Source organism: Paenibacillus polysaccharolyticus, from assembly GCF_900102085.1.
Taxonomy (GTDB): domain Bacteria; phylum Bacillota; class Bacilli; order Paenibacillales; family Paenibacillaceae; genus Paenibacillus; species Paenibacillus polysaccharolyticus.
The window spans coordinates 84,842-103,256 of the sequence record NZ_FMVM01000008.1; the positions used below are offsets into that span (position 1 = coordinate 84,842).

The window sequence follows — 18,415 nt, forward strand, 5'->3', positions numbered from 1 at the left end:
TTGCTCCCCTTGTGTGCGCTGACTATTCATTCAAAGGAGGATATTGCTTGGTGATCCATCCTACCTGCTCCGTTAAAAGTTATTCGAAGCAGATCCAGGTTAGAGCTGCCCCAATCCATCAAAAAGGAGGTGTCACATGGTTCAGTCCTCGCTTGCTCGTTTGAGCAATATTAGATCAAGGCTTATCGAACGTATGTTGATGTCAGAGGAGTTAATGAAGGCCGTCGTACATGATTCAACAAACTTCCTCGAACAACCAGCTGTGGTCGATCCGGAACAATACTTATATCAACGGATTTTCCCGATTCGTCATCTTCCTGGAAAAAATGTGAATGAGCAAAAAACCGTTGTTTCGGTCTCGCTTGAGAATATTCAGTCTGTGCAGCGGGAGTATAAATCAGGAATGATTTGTTTCAATGTATACACTCATCTTAGTCTGTGTCAGTCCGAGAGCGAACTGCTTCGAACAGATTTTATTATTCGTAAAATTGATGAACTGTTTCATCGAAGTCAGGATTTCGGGATAGAACGATTGGAGTTTGAAAAATTGGATGTTCTTAAGATCCTCAACCCTAACTACTATGGTGACAGCATTACATATCGCATGCTTGATTTTGCCAAATGAATGTACAGGATATCAAATTAAAGACGTTGGCGAACAAACCTGTCCTATTTCAAAGCGTTGTTATTCCACCTAAATCCCTGAATGACATCGTTGAAGATGGATATGATTTTTTCAGTGAACGATTAAATTTAATCAGTCTTCGCATAGAAGATTTGTTCCCCTCTTTATCTATCAATGATTATGAAGGTACATTAATTGAATTATTGTTGTATATCGGAGATCAGAGCCTTCTTTCCGCATATTTAGATGCATTTCAATATTTTCTGGATGTGCCTGTTCAGTTGAGTGATATACACTCTTGCATCGATGCAGGGGATGTCATGTTATCTTATATCGAACTGGAGCAGATCGCCGGAATTATTAGAATCCAACATTGTGTCGTCACAAAACAGGACGATGACTTTAACCCACTCAATGACAGAGCAAAGGCTCTAAGGGAAAAGATGCTCGCTAGAAAACGTAAAGTGCGGGAATTAAAAGAGGGTTCAGGCGCAGAAGAGGCACTGACCTTTGTTGATCTCATCTCCATTCTAAGTTCAAACGCAAACGGGATTAACATTCTAAATGTGTTCAACCTGAATTTTTTTCAATTCAATGATCAGTTCAATCGTATGAAGGTACTGGATGATTATGAAGTAAATATTCAGGCTTTATTACATGGTGCGGATTCCAAAAGTATCAAGTTAAAACACTGGATATCTCCATTAGATTAAATGTGGAAATAGACCAATCAACCTAAATAATAAAAATAACTGGAGGTTTTATTTTATGAGCAGATACGGATCACGTGAAATTTTGGATGTAGTATTGAAAGATGTAAAGACGGGTGAACCCGTTGTTTATTTGGAAAGTTTGACGACTTCTTCTATCGAGTTTGCGGGACAAACGGTTTATGCCCGTGGCGGTAAGGGACATCCAAAACTTATTGGTTGGGATTCCGAGAAAGATGTAACGATGACAATGGAGGATGCGCTGATTTCAAAAGAATCTTTGGCGGTACTCACAGGTTCGAAATTTGTAAAGGGAACAAAACCGGTTCACAAAAAAGAAATTGTTGCAGTCAACGCAGATGGTGAAATCAAACTTAGCCATGCCCCATTGACAACCAAATTAACACATTTCTATAAAACGTCCAACGGATCTTCTATGGACGCAAAACTTACTGCAGCGCCTATTACAGGTACCATTGTGACATTTACAGGATCAGCGCTCAACGACGGGGATAAAGTCATTGCAGATTACTACTATGCTGCACCGGATACGACTCAAAGCATGACCGTTGCTTCGGATGTATTCCCGGGAACATACCTGCTTGAAGGAACAACCAACTGGAAAAATGAAGATGGCTTCGATGTTGAAGCGGTGTATACCATCCCTAAATTGAAGGTAATGCCAGGTTTCTCCATTGCAATGGCTTCTTCTGGTGATCCACAACCGTTCACATTCACTTGTGAAGTGTTGAAGGACACTCGCTCCAAAGCCATGGTTACTATTGATGTGTTGGAAGATTAAAATGGATTGATAGGAAGGGTTGGACCTCTCATGGGGTTCGGCCCTTTTTCTGTAATCATTCGTATTGCTTGAGCATTTTACAGAATCATATCACCTCGTTATATGCTTAAATGTTGTATTTCTGTAAACGAAGTACAGTTTTTGTTATGTTTCGCCTGATATCATTAATAATTTGCTCAAGATCAGAGCCTTAATATCAGGGAGTTTTTTTCAGAATGAATCCAAAAAGAGGAGTGACGGATATGTCCACCACAACAAAAACCAAAAAATTGACAGCAACCGCTTTGAATACACTTGATGCCAAAAACAATAAGCGGAAAAAGATTTATGTAACGGAACAACATTATGAGGTTCAAATACATACGTTTTTTCGAAAATCACTGATTGATAATGTGAACACAAATTACTTGTCTATTATTGATCAGCTTCGTCAGAAAACCGATGTTACAGATCAGCTCATCAAAGACACGGTGGGTTTGTATAATACACTGCTGTTGAAAGAGTTCACAGATCTGCCAATCCCCAAAAAGCTGGATGTAGAGAAACTCATCAAAGTTACGAATATGTTGCTGGATAACGGCATTATGGAAGAAGTGCTCACCCAATTTCCGGAACAGGAGTTAAAGAAACTGGAGGAACAGTTTAGAGCCCTGCAGGAAAGAATGGCTGCAATGGTATCCGAACTCGCGATTACACGTTCACAACAGGTTGCACACGAGTCCGCACACGAGTCAGTATAATTTGAATCCATCGTCAAAAGGAGCATGTACATGTTAGTTTTCATGAAGGCCAATTTGGAGAAATACATTCTATTCTTGCATGAACTTAAACTGGAAAGTAAAGATAGCCGGGTACGTAGCCGATTCAAAAAAGTACTGGTGGAGCATTATCAACAATTTCAAGAAGAAATGCATGAATTAAAAGAGCAGCACATGTTGAAAAATGAAGACGGCAGTTTTGTGATGCGAAATAGAGCGATGGTTCCACGGGATGTACACAAACTTCAACATGAATTGCAGGAACTTCTTGAAGAAAAGGTGCTCATTGAAGCGACTGGCGAACGCTTGCCGACGTTACAGGGCATCAACCAAATCTTACAACAGTGTACATTGCAGTTGGAGGGAGAAACGGCAGATGTCTACGATGAGTTGTGTGAACAATTTGAACAGTACACCGAATAGGGGCAATTTGTGTAATTGCTCCTTGTTGTGATCAAAGGAGTGATTTATAAATGTCTAGTGATGTGGAATTAAACATAGCGACCAATCAAATGATTACTGATTTGAACAAGGCTCTTCGGGAAATTGCCAGTAAAATGAATTCACTCAAAGTGAAGGTAGATTTTGATCCGAGCTTTTTACAGGGGCTCACTTCTTATGCGGATGGCATGAACCGATTAAACCATACGATGATTGAGAATAAAATGCTTATGCAGAGTAGCTTGGATGAGTATAAGCGTATGCAAATCAATCAGGAGCGCCTGCGCAATATGACAGCAGCTGAGACAGCGGCGTATGAGAAACAACGGGTATCCATTAAACGCTTGGAACAAGAGTTGGCAGGCTACACCTTAACAAAAGATAAAGCAATTAAAAATCATGCAGGCGTAATTACAGGATATACCAAAACGTATAAAGATGAATTAGGACAACTCCTTACGGTAAACACGAACACTTCTGGTCAAGTGAAAAATTACGATAAAGTGATGGAATATGCCGCGGGACAACGGCGTGCTCTGAATCAAAAGAATCTAGAGAATCAACAACGTGAAGCTGTTCTCAGTGAAGAGCAATCTACACGAAGAGCTTTGGAACAACAAACAGCCCTTAGAAACGCTGCCAAAGACGATGCCCATCGGCAAGCGTTACAACAGAACACTAAAATGAATGAAGATCTGCGGAAATCGATTGCGATAACAGAAGAAAAAATCATACAAGCTTCCCAAAAGTATAACTTAAACGGGAAGGTATCCGATGGCTTAAAAACGTTAAGAAGTGAAATGTTACTTCTAAATTCATCTATGTCAACTGTGGGTTACAAAGCAACTGCAGAACGCTTGGCTCAACTCAATGACCAGCTTAAAGCGACCACCCGTTCATCTGCCGGAGCAGGAGGAGAAATCAAGACCTTAGGAGAGGTTATGAAGGGAGCTTCGGCTATGGCTGGGGGATGGATGAGTAATGTCACTTCATTAATCCAGCCCATGGATGTTCTGCGAAAAGCAATTCAGTCCATTATAAGTATGGATGGTCAGATGAATCAATTAGAACGATCGATAGGAAGTTCGTTTGACGAAGAGCGGATGCTGGCTGGCAGTAACCGTATTGCTCAATCCACAGGGCGTAGTATGTCTGAAGTGAACGGCAATTTAATTGGCTTTGCCAATCAAGGATTTGATGAGGCGGACACATTAAGTCTAGGAAAAGCAGCAAGTGTATTGCAAAATATATCCAGCCTTACACCGGCTGAATCGGTGAACACACTGAGTTTGGCTATGGCTTCTTTTAATATCGAAGCAGATAAAAGTATGAGCATTGCAGATAAGCTCAAAGAAGTTAGCGGAATTTACGGTGTATCCAGCAAAGATCTGGCCTTATCTTTAACATCAGCTGGTGCAGCCGCGAAATCATTCGGGGTTTCCATAGAGGAACTGCTTGGCAATACGGCAGCAATCAGCAGCATCACTCGCGAAAGTGGTGACGTTGTTGGGCGAGGATTGAAGTCGATATACACCAAGCTGGGTTCAGACGAACAATCTAAAGGGATATTAGAATCCGTTGGGATCTCCAAAGCAGATAAAGATGTAACAACATTGCTGGATGAATTGGCTGGAAAATGGAATCAGCTGACCAAGGCGCAACAGCAAAATACAGCCCTGGGTTTAGCCGGACAAGATCAGACAGCGACATTTACCGCGTTGATGCAAAATTGGGGAACTTCCCTGAATGCATCCGAATCGGCTCTGCATTCGCAAGGTGCAGCTATGAAGGACAACGAGATCTATATGGGTTCACTTGGGGCACGAATCCAAAATATGCAGACCGCATGGGAGGGGCTCACCCTTGCTTTAGGCAATGCCTTGGTGTCTGACACCCTCATCACGATCACCTCACTTGTGACGGGACTATTAAACTGGATGTCTAAATTGGGTAATGGTTTTGTAGGCTTTGGAGTAGCAGGCATAGCTGTAGGTTTGTTGAGTGCTTCTTTACGTATTTTAACCTTTGAAATTATAAAGACCGTGTTCGCATTGAAAGGAATTGAGGTTTCAACGGTTGCTGCAAGCGTGGGGACAAAAGCTTTAAGTATGAGTATCAATATATTAAAGAACTCCTTTAAAGCCTTAGCAATGAGTTTGGGGGTAGGAGCTTTATTTGCCGTACTTGGGACTGCGCTTGAGTGGATTATGGGGATGTTTTCTAGTACTACCCAAGCAACCGAGGATTTTTCGGATAAAACTGAAGCGCTGAACCAGAAGGTGTATGATCTAAATGGGTTAAAAGCTTTGTCGGCTGAGTACGAAACATTGACAAGACAAATTTCACTTAACTATGAGGAGAAAACAAGGCTTGCTCAAATAGAAAGTGAGTTGGCTTCCAAATATGGTATTCACACAGAAAACGTTCAGGGTCAAACAAAATCATTAGATGCCAACATGGAAGCAATTAAAGAAAAGAAACAACTACTTGAAGATGAGATAAGATTAGAACGTGAAAAAGCAGAACTAGCTTATAATGCAAACGCAACTAAGATTGAATCAGAAATTGCTGATAAACGGAAAGAAGTCCTCCAAAGAGATGCAAGAGTAGATGAGACTAAAGAAGGTTATCTTTGGGGTCTGAAAAATATGAGCACCTTTGGTTCTTATGAAAAAAACATGTTTGAAATGAGTGCACAAGATTATGAAGAAGCACTTGCTCTGCAACAAGAGTCTAATGAAAGTCTCAAGGCTCTAACAACTCAGAAAGTGACGATTGTAAAAGATGCTGCAAAAGCATACATAGATGCAGAAGCGCAAAAAAATGTTGAGATTAAAAAAAATACTCTTGAATTCATGGAGATTTATGCTTATGCCGCTACACAGAGTGGATTATCTAAAGATCAGATAAATTCAAATCTAGGTAAGGCGTTTGAACAGATTCAAAATTCAGATATTAGAAACCCAGAACAAGCAATGAAATTCTTGAACACACTTCCAGGGCTAGGGAAACTCACAGCAGATGCATTCAAGGAAGTAAACAATTCTTTTATGCAGATGGATTTTAGTGGAACAATTGCAGCAACAGAGAAAGTTAAAGATAATGCCCAAATGATATCGGAGTGGGGCGAGTTTGCTTCAGATACTAAACAGGAATTCGAGTTATTAAACCAAGCACAGTCTGAGCTAGCTAACAATAATAATCTCTCAACAGCTACAATACAAAAAATGAATGAAAAATACGGGGATTTTATTAAGGTTACCGGTTTAAGTAAAGAAGCAACACTTAAATTTATTCAGGCTGAAAAAAGAAAAAAGATTGAATATATTAATTCTGAAATTGAAATGACCAAGGAAGCTATTCGACAAGCGCGTAATCGAATTAAAATAACACAGCTTGAGATAGAAGCTTTTGAACAAAGAAGCAAAGCAGCAAACTCTGCGAAAATTTCAGAGCTCTCTAACCAAATTAATAATGGAGAAATTTCTGAACAAGAAGCTGAAAAATTGTATGGCGCATATCGAAGAAATAATGCCCTATACGACTCACAAGGTAAGCTACTTGTTAACAATGCAAAACTTGGAGAATATGCAGCTGAGAAGGCAATTATTAATGAACAATTAGCTAAATTAAATTTACTTAATATTACGAAGGATGAACTAACCGGTACTGTTAACAATGGTAACAAAGCAACAAAAGACTCAACTTCGTTAAACGACAAGTCAAATAATTCTTTAAAAGAATCCATCGATCTATTAACTAAGTTACAACTGAAAATTGAGAAAGTGGATAAATCACTAGAGAATCTTCGAAACAAGAGACGTTTAATTGAACCAGGTTCCGCGGCTTATCGTAAATCGCTTATGCAAGAAAATGCACTACTCTCTGAAAAATCAAAACTTCTTGCCGAAGGGATTAAAAATCCCAATAAATTGATTGCTTCAAATACAGAAAAAGGAAGTAAAGAAAATGGTAAAAGTACAGGAGCAGTATCTAGTGAAACGGTTGAAGCTCAATCGAAGGCAAGTCAAGAAAAAGAAGAAACAGATTATCAGATAATAGTTAATCAGCGTAGTGTTATTGATGATGTTATATTGGAATCTAACAATAAAATTACTCGATATCAAAATGATAGAGAGTTATCTTCGAATCAACAGAAACAGTTTACAAGTGATAGTGTTGAATGGCGGAAAGAGGAAGGAAAACAAAGTTCTCTTCTACAGAAAGAAAAAAGAGAGATCGAACAGCAAAATATGACTCTTTCTAAACTTCTTAAAGATAAAAAAATAAACTCAGAAGAATATAATCAGAAAATTTCTGAAAACGATTCTAAAATTTGGGCTTTAGAAGAAGAGATTCAGACCAAGCGTGTTAACGTGGTCCGTTCTCAGATGGAGTCATATGATAACAAGATTAAGGAAACGGACTACCAGTTAGATTTAAGCAATGCCAAATTAAAGAGTTTAACTGAAGGAACTATTGAATACAATCAAGCACTTCAAGATCAGATTCCTATTCTTCAACATAAAAAAAGTCTGCAGCAAGATGAACTTTCATATTTGGAAAAACAGTTGTCTAGAACCGATCTTTCTCCTGCGAAAATAGCTGAATTAACACAAGAATTTAACAAATTAAAACTCGAATTATATGGAACAGATGAGTCACTCAAATCAATAAATGATCAATTGTTAGCGAAAAAGGAAGCATCAGCTGACAAAATCATTGAAGACTATAAAAAGGTCATTGAGCAGCAGCGTGATCTTGCCTTGGATGCGATTGATGAACAACGGAAAGCAGAAGACAAGCGTCATGAAGAACGAAACAAAAACCTGGACGAAGAGCAGAAGAAATTCGAAACATACATCAACGCTCGCTTGAAGGCTCTCGATCGTGAAAATTCCTCTACGGATTACGCAGAAGAGCTGACCAAGAAAAAGAATGAACGTCAGAAAATTGTGGACAAACTCAACGTGCTGTCATTGGACAACTCCATGGAGGCCAAAGCGAAACGCAAAGACCTAACGGAACAACTCACAGCGGTTGATGAAGAGATTGCCAAATATGAACGGGATCGTTCGCGAGAAATGGTCAAGCAGGGATTACAGGATCAGCTCGAAGATCGCAAAAACTACAATGATCAATTAAAAGAAGAAGAAGATAAGCTCAATAAAGATGAAATAGATAAATTAGATGATAAGAAAAAGAAAACGGAACGTCACTACAAAGATATTCTGGAAAATGAGAAGAGCTTCTATCAATTAAAACAAAATTTGATGAGTAATGATGTTGCGGTGGTCAATGCCAGTTTGAATACAATCGGAGAAGCGTATAAAACGTTATTTGATGGCATTCGACAACATGTTTTTGAAACTTCTGTGGAAATGGAAAATTTGATCTATAAATTTTCAGAGCCTGAGAAGGCACTCGCTAAATTTAAAGCGGGCGACTATTCGTCTTCCGATTCAGGGTCACAGACATCTTCAGGCAGTGCAAGCAGCGGTTCATTGGAAGATTTTAAAATCAAGGGCACGACGGAGGCGCGAAGGGACTGGACTTATTATTTAGATAATAAAAGTAAAGCCGAGAACATCAGAAAAGAGATGGGCTTATATAATAAGGACTCCTATAAGTATCAGCAACTGGAGAAGGAGTTTAAAAAGCTGCAAGAGGAGAACCAAAAGTACAGGGATAAGTATCAATTTCCCGATAACAGCTATGCGGAGCTGCTTAAGCTTAAAATTTTCTCTGCAGATACGGGCGGCTTGACCCCAGCATTTTCTGGCGCGAAATTCCTGCTTGCTCATGAGAAAGAGCTTATTCTAAACCAATCGGATACATCGAATCTATTAAAGATTGTAGATGTTGTCCGCGGAATAACAGAACGAATCAAAACCGGATTTGATTTCGGTGCGTTGAAATTTTCACAAAACGATGTTGCTGGAACAACGGATAATCGCATCCAGATTGATAAAGTGGAGATTGTGGCTAAGGATCAGGAGTCGGGTATGAGCTTGCTGGGGAAATTTGAAGAAGCATTAAACAACAAACTCAAGTTGAGAACCATTTAGAGGAAGAGCATGAGCTCTTCCTTTTTCATATGGAGAAAGGAGTGGAGACATTGCCAGGTATTATAGATTATATGAAAAGGCCTATGCAGCCCCAGTATTTCTTGGCCAAACCGAATCGGGAGATCATTAGTAAACTAAGTGAGATCTGCCATGATTCGCTCAGTATTCGCTTGAATGATATTAGTGAATTGTCCTTCTCATTGCCTTATCACGTGGATATAGCCCATGTGTTGCATAAAAACAAAAACGTAGAATTAATCAAAGAGCGTTACTTGATTAAAATGGTGCAAGGAGCGCATATTGAATGGTTCACCATCAACAGTCTTGAAGATGATCTTGGTGATTCTGACATGTTAAATGTGCGATGTTACTCTCTGGCTAGAGAACTGGCGGACAAGCGTATCAATCGTTATTTGGCAGAGTCTTATCATGCAGAGCAAGTATTAACAGAGTTGCTGGCGAATACTCTTTGGAATCTAGATGTTCTGGATGCTGACTTTAAATTAAGCTACAGGACATTTGATTTCTCGTCTAATAGCGTGCTTGAGGCCGTATTTTCAGTAGCAGAGACATATAATGCTATCGTTCATTTGGATACCGACCAAAGACTGATCAGCATGACCAAACCTGAACTAACCGGAATTAATCGGGGATTGACCGTAGGGTATGGGAAGTTGTTAAAAAGTATGAACCGAGAGACGAGTGCCGAAGAAATGGTCACGAGATTGTATGCAACAGGTAGAGATGGATTAGGCATTCAAAAGGTGAATCCTACAGGACAGAACTACATTGAGAATTATGGATATTGGTTATACCCATTTGAACGGGATGCTTCCCGTAAGGTGACTTCCTCCAGTCTATGGATGTCCGATTCGTTATGTCACGCGCTACTGGATTACAATGCATTGGTAGATGCAAACAGAGAGAAGTTTAATCAATATCTGAACCGACTGGAGACTTACGAGAAAGAGTTAATTCCATTACAGGTTGATCTGAACAAGCTGCAGAATGATGAGGCTGTGCTGGAGGAAGTAACGCTGTCCCAACAGTTCGCAGATAAAATGTTTTTTGAAAAGTACACTCACTCGGGTACCACATCTCGAACCTTCCAGGTAAATGCTGATTTTGCGTATGCAGTTATGATCAAACTTGAACCCGCTACTGGAGTAAATCTTTCCGTGAATGGAGCAGGAGTTAGCGCGGTATCCGGGAAGTGGACTGTGCTGGGCAAGTATCGAGGAACAAGTTCCATCCATGTAAGTTTAAACGGAGGAACAGCGAATTGTTTTATTCAAGTCAATTCAATCAATCTGGATGAGTACCAGACATCTTCGAATGAAGCAGCTATTGTGGAGCGTTACAGTCTGGATCAGAAGAAGAACCAAATTTCATTGAAAGAGCTTGAAATCACCAGCCTTAATGGAAAAATTGGTGATGTCAAAAAACAGATTACACAGCTCCAGGTTCAATTGGCGGCAGAAAACAATTTTACCTCAGAGCAGTTGCAGGAGCTCGATTACTTTGTCATTGAACGTGAATTTAACGAGGATACATATATCGATGAGAAGGATTTGTACGACGCTGCTTTGGAAAAATTCAAGGAATTACAAATTCCACAACTATCCGTAGATATAGACGTCGTTAACTTTCTGGAGATTGTAGAGGAACAGTTCAACTGGGATAAGCTCAATCTCGGCGATTTTGTTAATGTGAAATATGATTCCATAGGTATGAGTGTGACTGCACGTATCAGTGAAATTCAATATGACTATGAATCTTCATCGATCAAACTGACGTTATCCAACATCAAAAATGTAAATGATGAGTCTACCCGAATAGAGAAATTTTTGAACGAAACCAAAAACACGTCAATCGTCGTGGATACGAATAAAACCAAATGGGGCAAGGCTGTAGTAGATTCATCCGATATGAGTAAGCTATTCGATCGCTTCTGGAATAAGGTGACGAATGAAATTAATATGTCCGTCAATAACACGGTGGATATTAACAACAAGGGAATCACCATTACAGACCCTGATGATCCGCTACGGTTTCTACGTCTGACTAATGGTGCACTTGGGCTAACACGCTCAGGAGGATTGAGATATGAAACGGCGATCACAGCAGATGGACTTATTGCAGAGATGGTTCTGGGCAAAATTATTTTGGGGCAACGAGTAGTCATTGGTGATACAACGGGTGTATTTACGATTGAAGGGTCCAGACTCATGATTGATGATCGGTGTGGAAGGGAAGTCGTTAAGCTTGGGTTACTTTCAGATCAGCCAGATCGCTTTGGATTTTATCTGAATCGGTATGCCTCTTCCAACTGTAATGATACAACCAAGGTTAACCGGGTTTCCATGACCGCTGATGAAGGATTTGTTATTGAACGTTTTCGTAACGGAGTAGCTGATAAAACGTTTGGTACTTCGCTAGATGGTGATTTATTTGTTAAAGCGGGTGTGGATGACCAGGTCTTTACCATCGATAAAAAGGGATTAGCTCTTGGCTCAAGTGTATGGGAGAGGGCTCCTTTTCACGCGGATTATTATGGTAATGTCTGGATGAATAAATTGTTTGCTGATGCTGCCGAGATTAAAAACTCCATGTTCAAGGATGGTGAGATCGAGGGTTCTTCACTTACCTTGCGAGATGGAACGGGTGTAATGAAAATGTTCCCGCTAAAAGGATTCTGGGCTGGCGCAGAAGAGTTTGAGGATGCTGTTGCATCCATCGGCATGGATGGTACGGCCAAATTCAAAAAACTTAAAATTACAGATAACCAGAACACATTATTGATTGATTCAGAACAACGTAAAATTTTCATGAATCAATGGGATATTGTGGGGGCAGGTGCGATTGATGCAGAATTAATAGCGGCCAAGATGGTTACGGCAGAAGATGGTTTTATAAGTTCCATCGTTTCGGGCAAAGTTTCCACGTTAACACGTTCGGCTGTGCAAGGATGGTCTAATTACATCAAGATTGAAGGGAAAGAACTATCCTTTCTCACAAGTATGGCTCAAAGCGGAACAGGAACTCATAAAGCATTATCGGATGGACGGAAGTTGTATTGGCGGAATGCGAGTCAGTCCGGTGAGATGACGACCGATACAACGAGTTGGCCAGTGATGGTGTACAGCATGACAGACAAGACCAAGATGAAGCTTTATTTCGAGGGAGATGGACAGGCCGCTTACCCTATAATTAGTATGGGGGAGGGTGACGCAAGAGCATACGGCAAAGCGTTCATAACCAAACCGAATGGATCGCTTGAACTGTTATATTCAGCGCAGTCTACAGGACGAGGCAGAAACCTTAAATTTACAGATGACAAAGTCATTGTAGAGTCTGAATCCGCGCCTATTGAGCTAAGCGGCAAAGAGATTATTTTCAAAACAGAAGCGGGTTCAACGATCCATATGAAGAGTGACGGAGATATAGAGATCAAAGCAAATCGTAACGTAAAATTGAACGGTCAACGCATAGATCTGAATTAGATTTGAATTGAAAATATCTATGGAAAGGAGGTGATTACTATCACGATTCGGGATGCACTTTACTTTTCCTATGCGGGGCGGAAATCTGTGGATTTTGGCATTGTAAACGTCAATCTGAACAGCGGTATGCTTGAAGAAAGTTTTGCCCCTTCCCGGAGTATTGTGGAGGAAAAAATCAAAGGAAGGGACCGGCCCTATTTTATAAGAACAGAGGTTGAGCCCTTGCAGTTCTCAGTTTCGTTTGCATTTGAAGAAAGCTGGGATGAAGACAAAATCAGAGAAGTGGCAAGATGGCTGACGCAGCATGATTATTATCAGGAATTATCGTTTACGACCGAAGAAGGGCTTAATCCTGAAAAGATATTCTATGCTCTTGCTGTTGATGAGGCCACACTTATACACAACGGGTTAAGACAAGGATACATCTCGTTAACCTTCAGGTGTGATTCGCCTTATGCTTACTCTCCTGCAATGACAACCCGCAGATATGAATGGAAAGGGCAGGATTTTGTACATAAACCTAATTTTGATGCTGGAACGGGGTCAAAACCTATCCTTGTGAATTCGGAAGGTCATTTGACGCTGAGCACGGTTAAACCCAAGTGGAGTGACTACCCTGAACATACCAAATGGGTTGATTTGAGATGAACTCAGAAAGGAGAGATAACATGTCAACATATACAAGCAAGCTTCGATTAAAGCTGCCTGCATTCACGGATGAGGTTGAGAATACGATTCGTGATCTGGGTGAAAATTTTGAGAAATTGGATCGAAACGCAGATGACTTCGCAACCGATATTCCAACCCAGGGTGATTACGCGCAAAATATAATGATTCGTAATGCGAATTGTGTATATGGCAGCTACTATGGCTGGGTAAACACTCGAACAGGCAAGGCTGCACCGCAATGGACAAGTGTACATTCGTATCAGAATGGGGATTACATTGTGCCAACAGTGGACAACGGCCATGTATATCGCTGTGTGCAATCCGGATATTCGGGTTACCGTGAACCTGTTTTTCCTATCTCCGAAGGCATTGAATTTGAAGATCTTCGTGCAACCAACGGGTGGGCTGCAAGCACGTATTATCAGAAAAATGATATGGTTCTGCCCTCTGTTGATAACGGGAGGTATTATTTGTGCATCCAGGCTGGAGAATCCGGGGATCAGGAACCTGTGTGGGCTGTAACGGATGGGACCACAACATATGATAAAAATGCCGTTTGGGCAAGTCACCGTATTGCAAAATGGAAAGAGATCGGTGCTGCGGCCTGGTTCCGTCCGTTTGGAAAGATAGAGTAGGTGCATTCATATGGCAAATTGGCTAGCAATAACTCATCAAAAAGGTCAATATGTTTCTGCGCCTATACAGATTCCTATTGAATCAGGAGGCGTGTTAAGTCATGTACATTGGGTAAAGGAGGATGTCACGGCAAACTCCCAGATCGTCATTCAGACCCGTTATTCGATGGATAAAATGGAATGGAGCAGTTGGGAAACATGCCATAATGATGGGCCTGTCCCTGGAATGAATGAAGATACGGCTGTAGATCATCCTTATCTGATGTACCGTGTATTATTGACTGCTGCGGATTTGAACAAACCGCCCAAATTGCAAGAAATCACATTTACATTTGAGCCGGTTCTCATTTTATACAATAAAGGTGACCAGATCTGTAAGCCGGAGATTTGGATTCACAAACAAGGAAATGGTGAAATCCGTATCATAAATCAGACACGACACGGTGAAGAGTTCCATTTCAAAAATCTGGTACATGATGAAGAAGTGTATGTGGATAACGATCGACAGCACATCGAGACATCACTTCCGGTCACATATAGATATAAGGATTTTAACGATCAATTCCTCCAGTTGTCTGTGGGGAAAAATATTTTGCGTATTCGTGGAGATGCCGGAATTCAGTTCAGATACCAATTCAAGTTATTACAGTAGGTGTTAGATATGACAGGAGTAGCGTATAACGGTTCGAGTGTAAGCCAGACAACTAAGAGTGGTCATGTCACATATGACATTGAACGTTGGGTTGAACGTTTTTGCAGTAACAGGGACGAAGAAACAGGCGCGTGCTTGAGCTGGGGCGGTGGAGTATGGGTATCAGCAGGCAGTGGGAGTACTAATGCCGTTGTATCACCGTCAGGAGTGGTATCTGCTTCAAACGTTTATGTGAACGGGCGAGCGATTGCATGTCTAAATGACCTGGTTCCCGATACGTGGGAGGCTAACCCTGCTGTACCAACAAGCAATGGTTCCACTCGATATGTTAACATAAGTCCTTCAAGATCAGGCAGTGGACAGGGCAGAGTGACATCAGGCAGTTCAACCGTATTTGCGGGTGGTAGAGCTCTCGGAAGCATAAATTCAGCAGCTCTTTCATCTTTGGGAACATCGGCGAGAATTACAACTGGCAGCAGTAACGTATTTACCAACTGAATGTAATCGAAAGGAGGTGAGGTATTGTCGAATCTGCATACATATATGCAATATCATGATCCGCTTACGATAATTGCTCGTAAAGGAAGCGTAGAAGACCCGTTTGTGGATCGAACAGACTCGTTGCCTGTTATCAATGGTCTGATTACGTTACTTGAGATCCCTTCTTTAACGGATAAAGTGACGATTAGTAATTTAGTTGAAGTTGATCAACAAGTTTTTGAAAAGAAACAAAAGCTGAACGAGAATGAATTTCTGGTTCACTACGGAATGGGCACAATCCAGTTCCATGCTTCCCAGGAAGGAAGAGTCCACCTATGTCGTTATAAAGGCAGGGGACTCATCATGTACCCTGCTTCCCGAATCTATGCGATGATCAAGCGAAATCCGGATGTAGTCAAAACATTACAAGACTTCATAGAAGAGTCTCAGCGCAAGCTAGATGAGACACAGATTGCGATGGAACGATTAGAGGAAGTTGTGCGCCACTCTGTTCAACAAACAGTCTTGGCCAAACGGGCTACAGACGAAGCTAATGAGGCCGCGGATCAGGCGCTGGAAGCAGCTGGCCGAGCTACGAATGCTTACCAAACAACACGATTAGTTTATAAGAGCCCGGTGGCTGATTATCGCGAATTAAGAGATACGTATCCGTTCCCGGAAGTGGGGTGGACCGTTCAGACGTATAAGGATGGCATGCGATACCGATATGATGGAAACAACTGGATTGAGATCGATGTGTTCGGCCAGAATTTGCAAGTTGTAAATCCATATCGAGATGGTTTGATGAGTGTAGCCGAACATCTGAAGTTAAATGAGATTCCATTGGAAGTCCAGGACCGCGTTGTGGTCTTTTGTAAGGAATCCTATGTCTTTCAGGAGATCATCGGTGTAGTGGCGCCTTTCCCATTCCAGGGTGAGATTCTGGATGTGAGGGCTTTTTGTGGTGTTTATGGAGAAACGGAGACGGAAATCGTCATAGAGAAATCCAGGGATCTGATTCACTGGGTGGATATTATGGACACGCCAATTCATTTTAATGCGTTATCGCACGCCGATGACAAAAAGGCTTCATTTACAACCAAACAGGTTGCAGCAGGAGATCTATTTAGAGTGCAGATTAATAAAGCCGGGCTTGGTTTGCAGCACCTTACAATTCAATTAACCATTAGAACATAACTTTAAAGGAGAATGATGATTATGACACAACCGATTGTTACTTGGATGGATGCAACACATAGCAATGAGATTATAGAACCGTTTGATTACGGAGTTATTGATGCCGATAGCAAAAGTGAAATTCGTATTTTTAATGTTTGGAACAATAAAGGTGGAGCCACAGATGTATCCAAAATGGAGGATTGCACATTTACCACACGAGACATGAAAGGAGGTAACGGGAATACGGAAGAATTCGATATTGAAGCTGTAAAAAATAACTGGTTCCATGTGCAGGTGGACTCCCTTGGGGAAAATGATCTGGACGAAGAGAGCTCTCGCGTAGGTAAGGACTTTTCCAAACCGATTGGAACGACAGGGAAAACAACATTAGATCATTCGGGTACACCGTATGCCACGCCACTCGTACCGGGAGCGAAAGAGATTTTGGGTGTTAACAATAATGGTAAACCTCAAGATGCGGCAGGCAACTATGTGACGCTTTCCATTCAATGTGAGGTTCCATTAAATGCTCGTAGTGGTAGACAGGAATTCAAGAAACGTATTTCATATCGTTACGTGTAAGGTTAGGAGATTAGAAAAATGAAAGGGACGGGCTATTCGGCCTGTCTCTTTCTGTTTTTATAACGTATTCAAGGAGGTAAATCTGTGATCTTAGGTCAGAAACAGTATGCTCGTTCCCCGGTGCCACAAGCTTACGTTTGGATTGCTGATTATTACGATGGAACGTATTTAAGCGAATATGATTTCCAGACACAGCGCCCAGCGAACTTTTACGATATCCAAAAAGAGAAGCTGGTATATTTCGGCGTTATCGGTCAAGGCTCGCAGGCATATTACAACGTTGCCAATGGAGTTTTCCATATTAATATGGATCGTTATTCGATTGCTTATGAGTCGCACGGGCAAGAGTATCCCTTAACGGGAAGAACCTTTGTTTACAACGATATTATCCAATATAAAAATGGATCTTCTGAAGCAAGTATGAGAGGACTGGCAGGCGGGCAATCATCGGGAGCTTTCAGAAATGCGATTGAGTGTTTTAATTTTGGCTATAAAAAAACAATGGATCTGCACGATGCGAACATTAGCTTTCAATGTGTGTGCTCTTTACCCATAAATGAAGGTGCATTCTTTCAAATTAAAATCTCTTCGAATATGGACCTGCCAGGTCAGTTGGTGATTCGTAAAAATGGATTGATCATAGATCGAGTTGTTGCTCCGTTGAAAGCTAACCACGCAGGAATGATCAACTGGGATCTTCGCTAACGTAATTTCGACAAGACAGGAGGTGTGTGGAGATGGCTATTCAGGAGATTGGGTTGGACATCGATTTGTCTATGGGTACTTTTATCAATACGGTTTATCGGGATCAGAAGTTAAGACTCACGGAACAGGGACTCGATGTGGAAGGCAATGTGATTTATGCTTCCTCCGGTTCGTGGGAATCTAATCCTATTCTGATTCGGGATAAATTTGCTTCTTTTAAAGGCGTAGCTTCAAAGATGAACAGCTCGGCTGGTTCGGAATATCAAATCTACTGGAGTACTTCGGATGATGGATTTCAATGGACAGCATATGAGCAAGTGCAGGAACAACCTGCTGTCCCCAAAGCGCAGGCGAAATACGCCAAGGTGAAAATTGAGATTACTGCTGGGCAACAGGAATCCACCTTTTACATAGACAACTTTATGGAGAAGGGCAAGTATAGTAATCCTTACATAGAGAGTGATTCTGGTGTGCTTAGTTTAAAGACCAAGTACTCATTAAAGATGGATCAGAAAGCGGTCACTTCAACAGGAATGGTCTTTGAGCAAAAGGTTGAGCGTGCAAAATTCAAAAAGATAGATCAGATCAGAGTAGAGAAGGGGTGAT

At 41.1% G+C, this 18,415-nt stretch carries 15 protein-coding genes; all 15 read left to right on the forward strand.

The annotated features are described in order from the left end of the window. The first annotated feature begins 136 nt into the window (after positions 1–136). The 15 genes from BLQ13_RS12590 (at position 137) to BLQ13_RS12655 (ending at position 18,414) form a co-directional block, all read left to right on the forward strand. Positions 137–625, forward strand: coding sequence for a hypothetical protein (locus tag BLQ13_RS12590; protein WP_090920035.1), 489 nt, complete (start codon positions 137–139; stop codon positions 623–625). Positions 626–651: 26 nt separating this feature from the next. Beyond that, positions 652–1,338 (forward strand): hypothetical protein, encoded by a 687-nt coding sequence (locus tag BLQ13_RS12595; RefSeq protein ID WP_139168887.1) that lies wholly within the window; start codon positions 652–654, stop codon positions 1,336–1,338. A 55-nt stretch (positions 1,339–1,393) separates the two neighbouring features. Continuing rightward, entirely contained in the window at positions 1,394–2,137 is a 744-nt protein-coding gene (locus BLQ13_RS12600) for a hypothetical protein (protein WP_090920040.1), read from the forward strand. 215 nt (positions 2,138–2,352) lie between these two features. Then, positions 2,353–2,877: a hypothetical protein gene (locus BLQ13_RS12605; RefSeq protein ID WP_139168888.1), complete on the forward strand. Its 525-nt coding sequence runs from the start codon at positions 2,353–2,355 to the stop codon at positions 2,875–2,877. A 30-nt stretch (positions 2,878–2,907) separates the two neighbouring features. After that, complete coding sequence (locus BLQ13_RS12610) at positions 2,908–3,318, forward strand: hypothetical protein (protein ID WP_090920046.1); 411 nt, start codon at positions 2,908–2,910, stop codon at positions 3,316–3,318. Between the two features lie 50 nt (positions 3,319–3,368). Continuing rightward, the gene (locus BLQ13_RS12615; protein WP_090920048.1) at positions 3,369–9,404 is read left to right on the forward strand and encodes a phage tail tape measure protein; all 6,036 of its coding nucleotides are present in this window, start codon (positions 3,369–3,371) and stop codon (positions 9,402–9,404) included. 50 nt (positions 9,405–9,454) lie between these two features. Continuing rightward, positions 9,455–12,907, forward strand: coding sequence for a phage tail spike protein (locus BLQ13_RS12620; protein ID WP_167375719.1), 3,453 nt, complete (start codon positions 9,455–9,457; stop codon positions 12,905–12,907). 30 nt (positions 12,908–12,937) lie between these two features. Continuing rightward, positions 12,938–13,555, forward strand: a complete 618-nt coding sequence (locus tag BLQ13_RS12625) for a phage tail domain-containing protein (RefSeq protein WP_338060873.1) — start codon at positions 12,938–12,940, stop codon at positions 13,553–13,555. 20 nt (positions 13,556–13,575) lie between these two features. Further along, positions 13,576–14,211: a hypothetical protein gene (locus tag BLQ13_RS12630; protein WP_090920054.1), complete on the forward strand. Its 636-nt coding sequence runs from the start codon at positions 13,576–13,578 to the stop codon at positions 14,209–14,211. 10 nt (positions 14,212–14,221) lie between these two features. Next, positions 14,222–14,863 (forward strand): phage tail family protein, encoded by a 642-nt coding sequence (locus BLQ13_RS12635; RefSeq protein WP_090920057.1) that lies wholly within the window; start codon positions 14,222–14,224, stop codon positions 14,861–14,863. Between the two features lie 9 nt (positions 14,864–14,872). Next, positions 14,873–15,361: a PAAR domain-containing protein gene (locus BLQ13_RS28290; RefSeq protein ID WP_139168889.1), complete on the forward strand. Its 489-nt coding sequence runs from the start codon at positions 14,873–14,875 to the stop codon at positions 15,359–15,361. A 24-nt stretch (positions 15,362–15,385) separates the two neighbouring features. Next, positions 15,386–16,540, forward strand: a complete 1,155-nt coding sequence (locus BLQ13_RS12640; protein ID WP_090920060.1) for a hypothetical protein — start codon at positions 15,386–15,388, stop codon at positions 16,538–16,540. Positions 16,541–16,561: 21 nt separating this feature from the next. Next, positions 16,562–17,104: a hypothetical protein gene (locus BLQ13_RS12645; protein ID WP_090920063.1), complete on the forward strand. Its 543-nt coding sequence runs from the start codon at positions 16,562–16,564 to the stop codon at positions 17,102–17,104. Between the two features lie 84 nt (positions 17,105–17,188). Further along, the gene (locus BLQ13_RS12650) at positions 17,189–17,809 is read left to right on the forward strand and encodes a hypothetical protein (protein ID WP_244159306.1); all 621 of its coding nucleotides are present in this window, start codon (positions 17,189–17,191) and stop codon (positions 17,807–17,809) included. A gap of 32 nt (positions 17,810–17,841) precedes the next feature. Continuing rightward, positions 17,842–18,414, forward strand: coding sequence for a hypothetical protein (locus tag BLQ13_RS12655; RefSeq protein WP_090920067.1), 573 nt, complete (start codon positions 17,842–17,844; stop codon positions 18,412–18,414). Position 18,415: the final 1 nt, after the last annotated feature.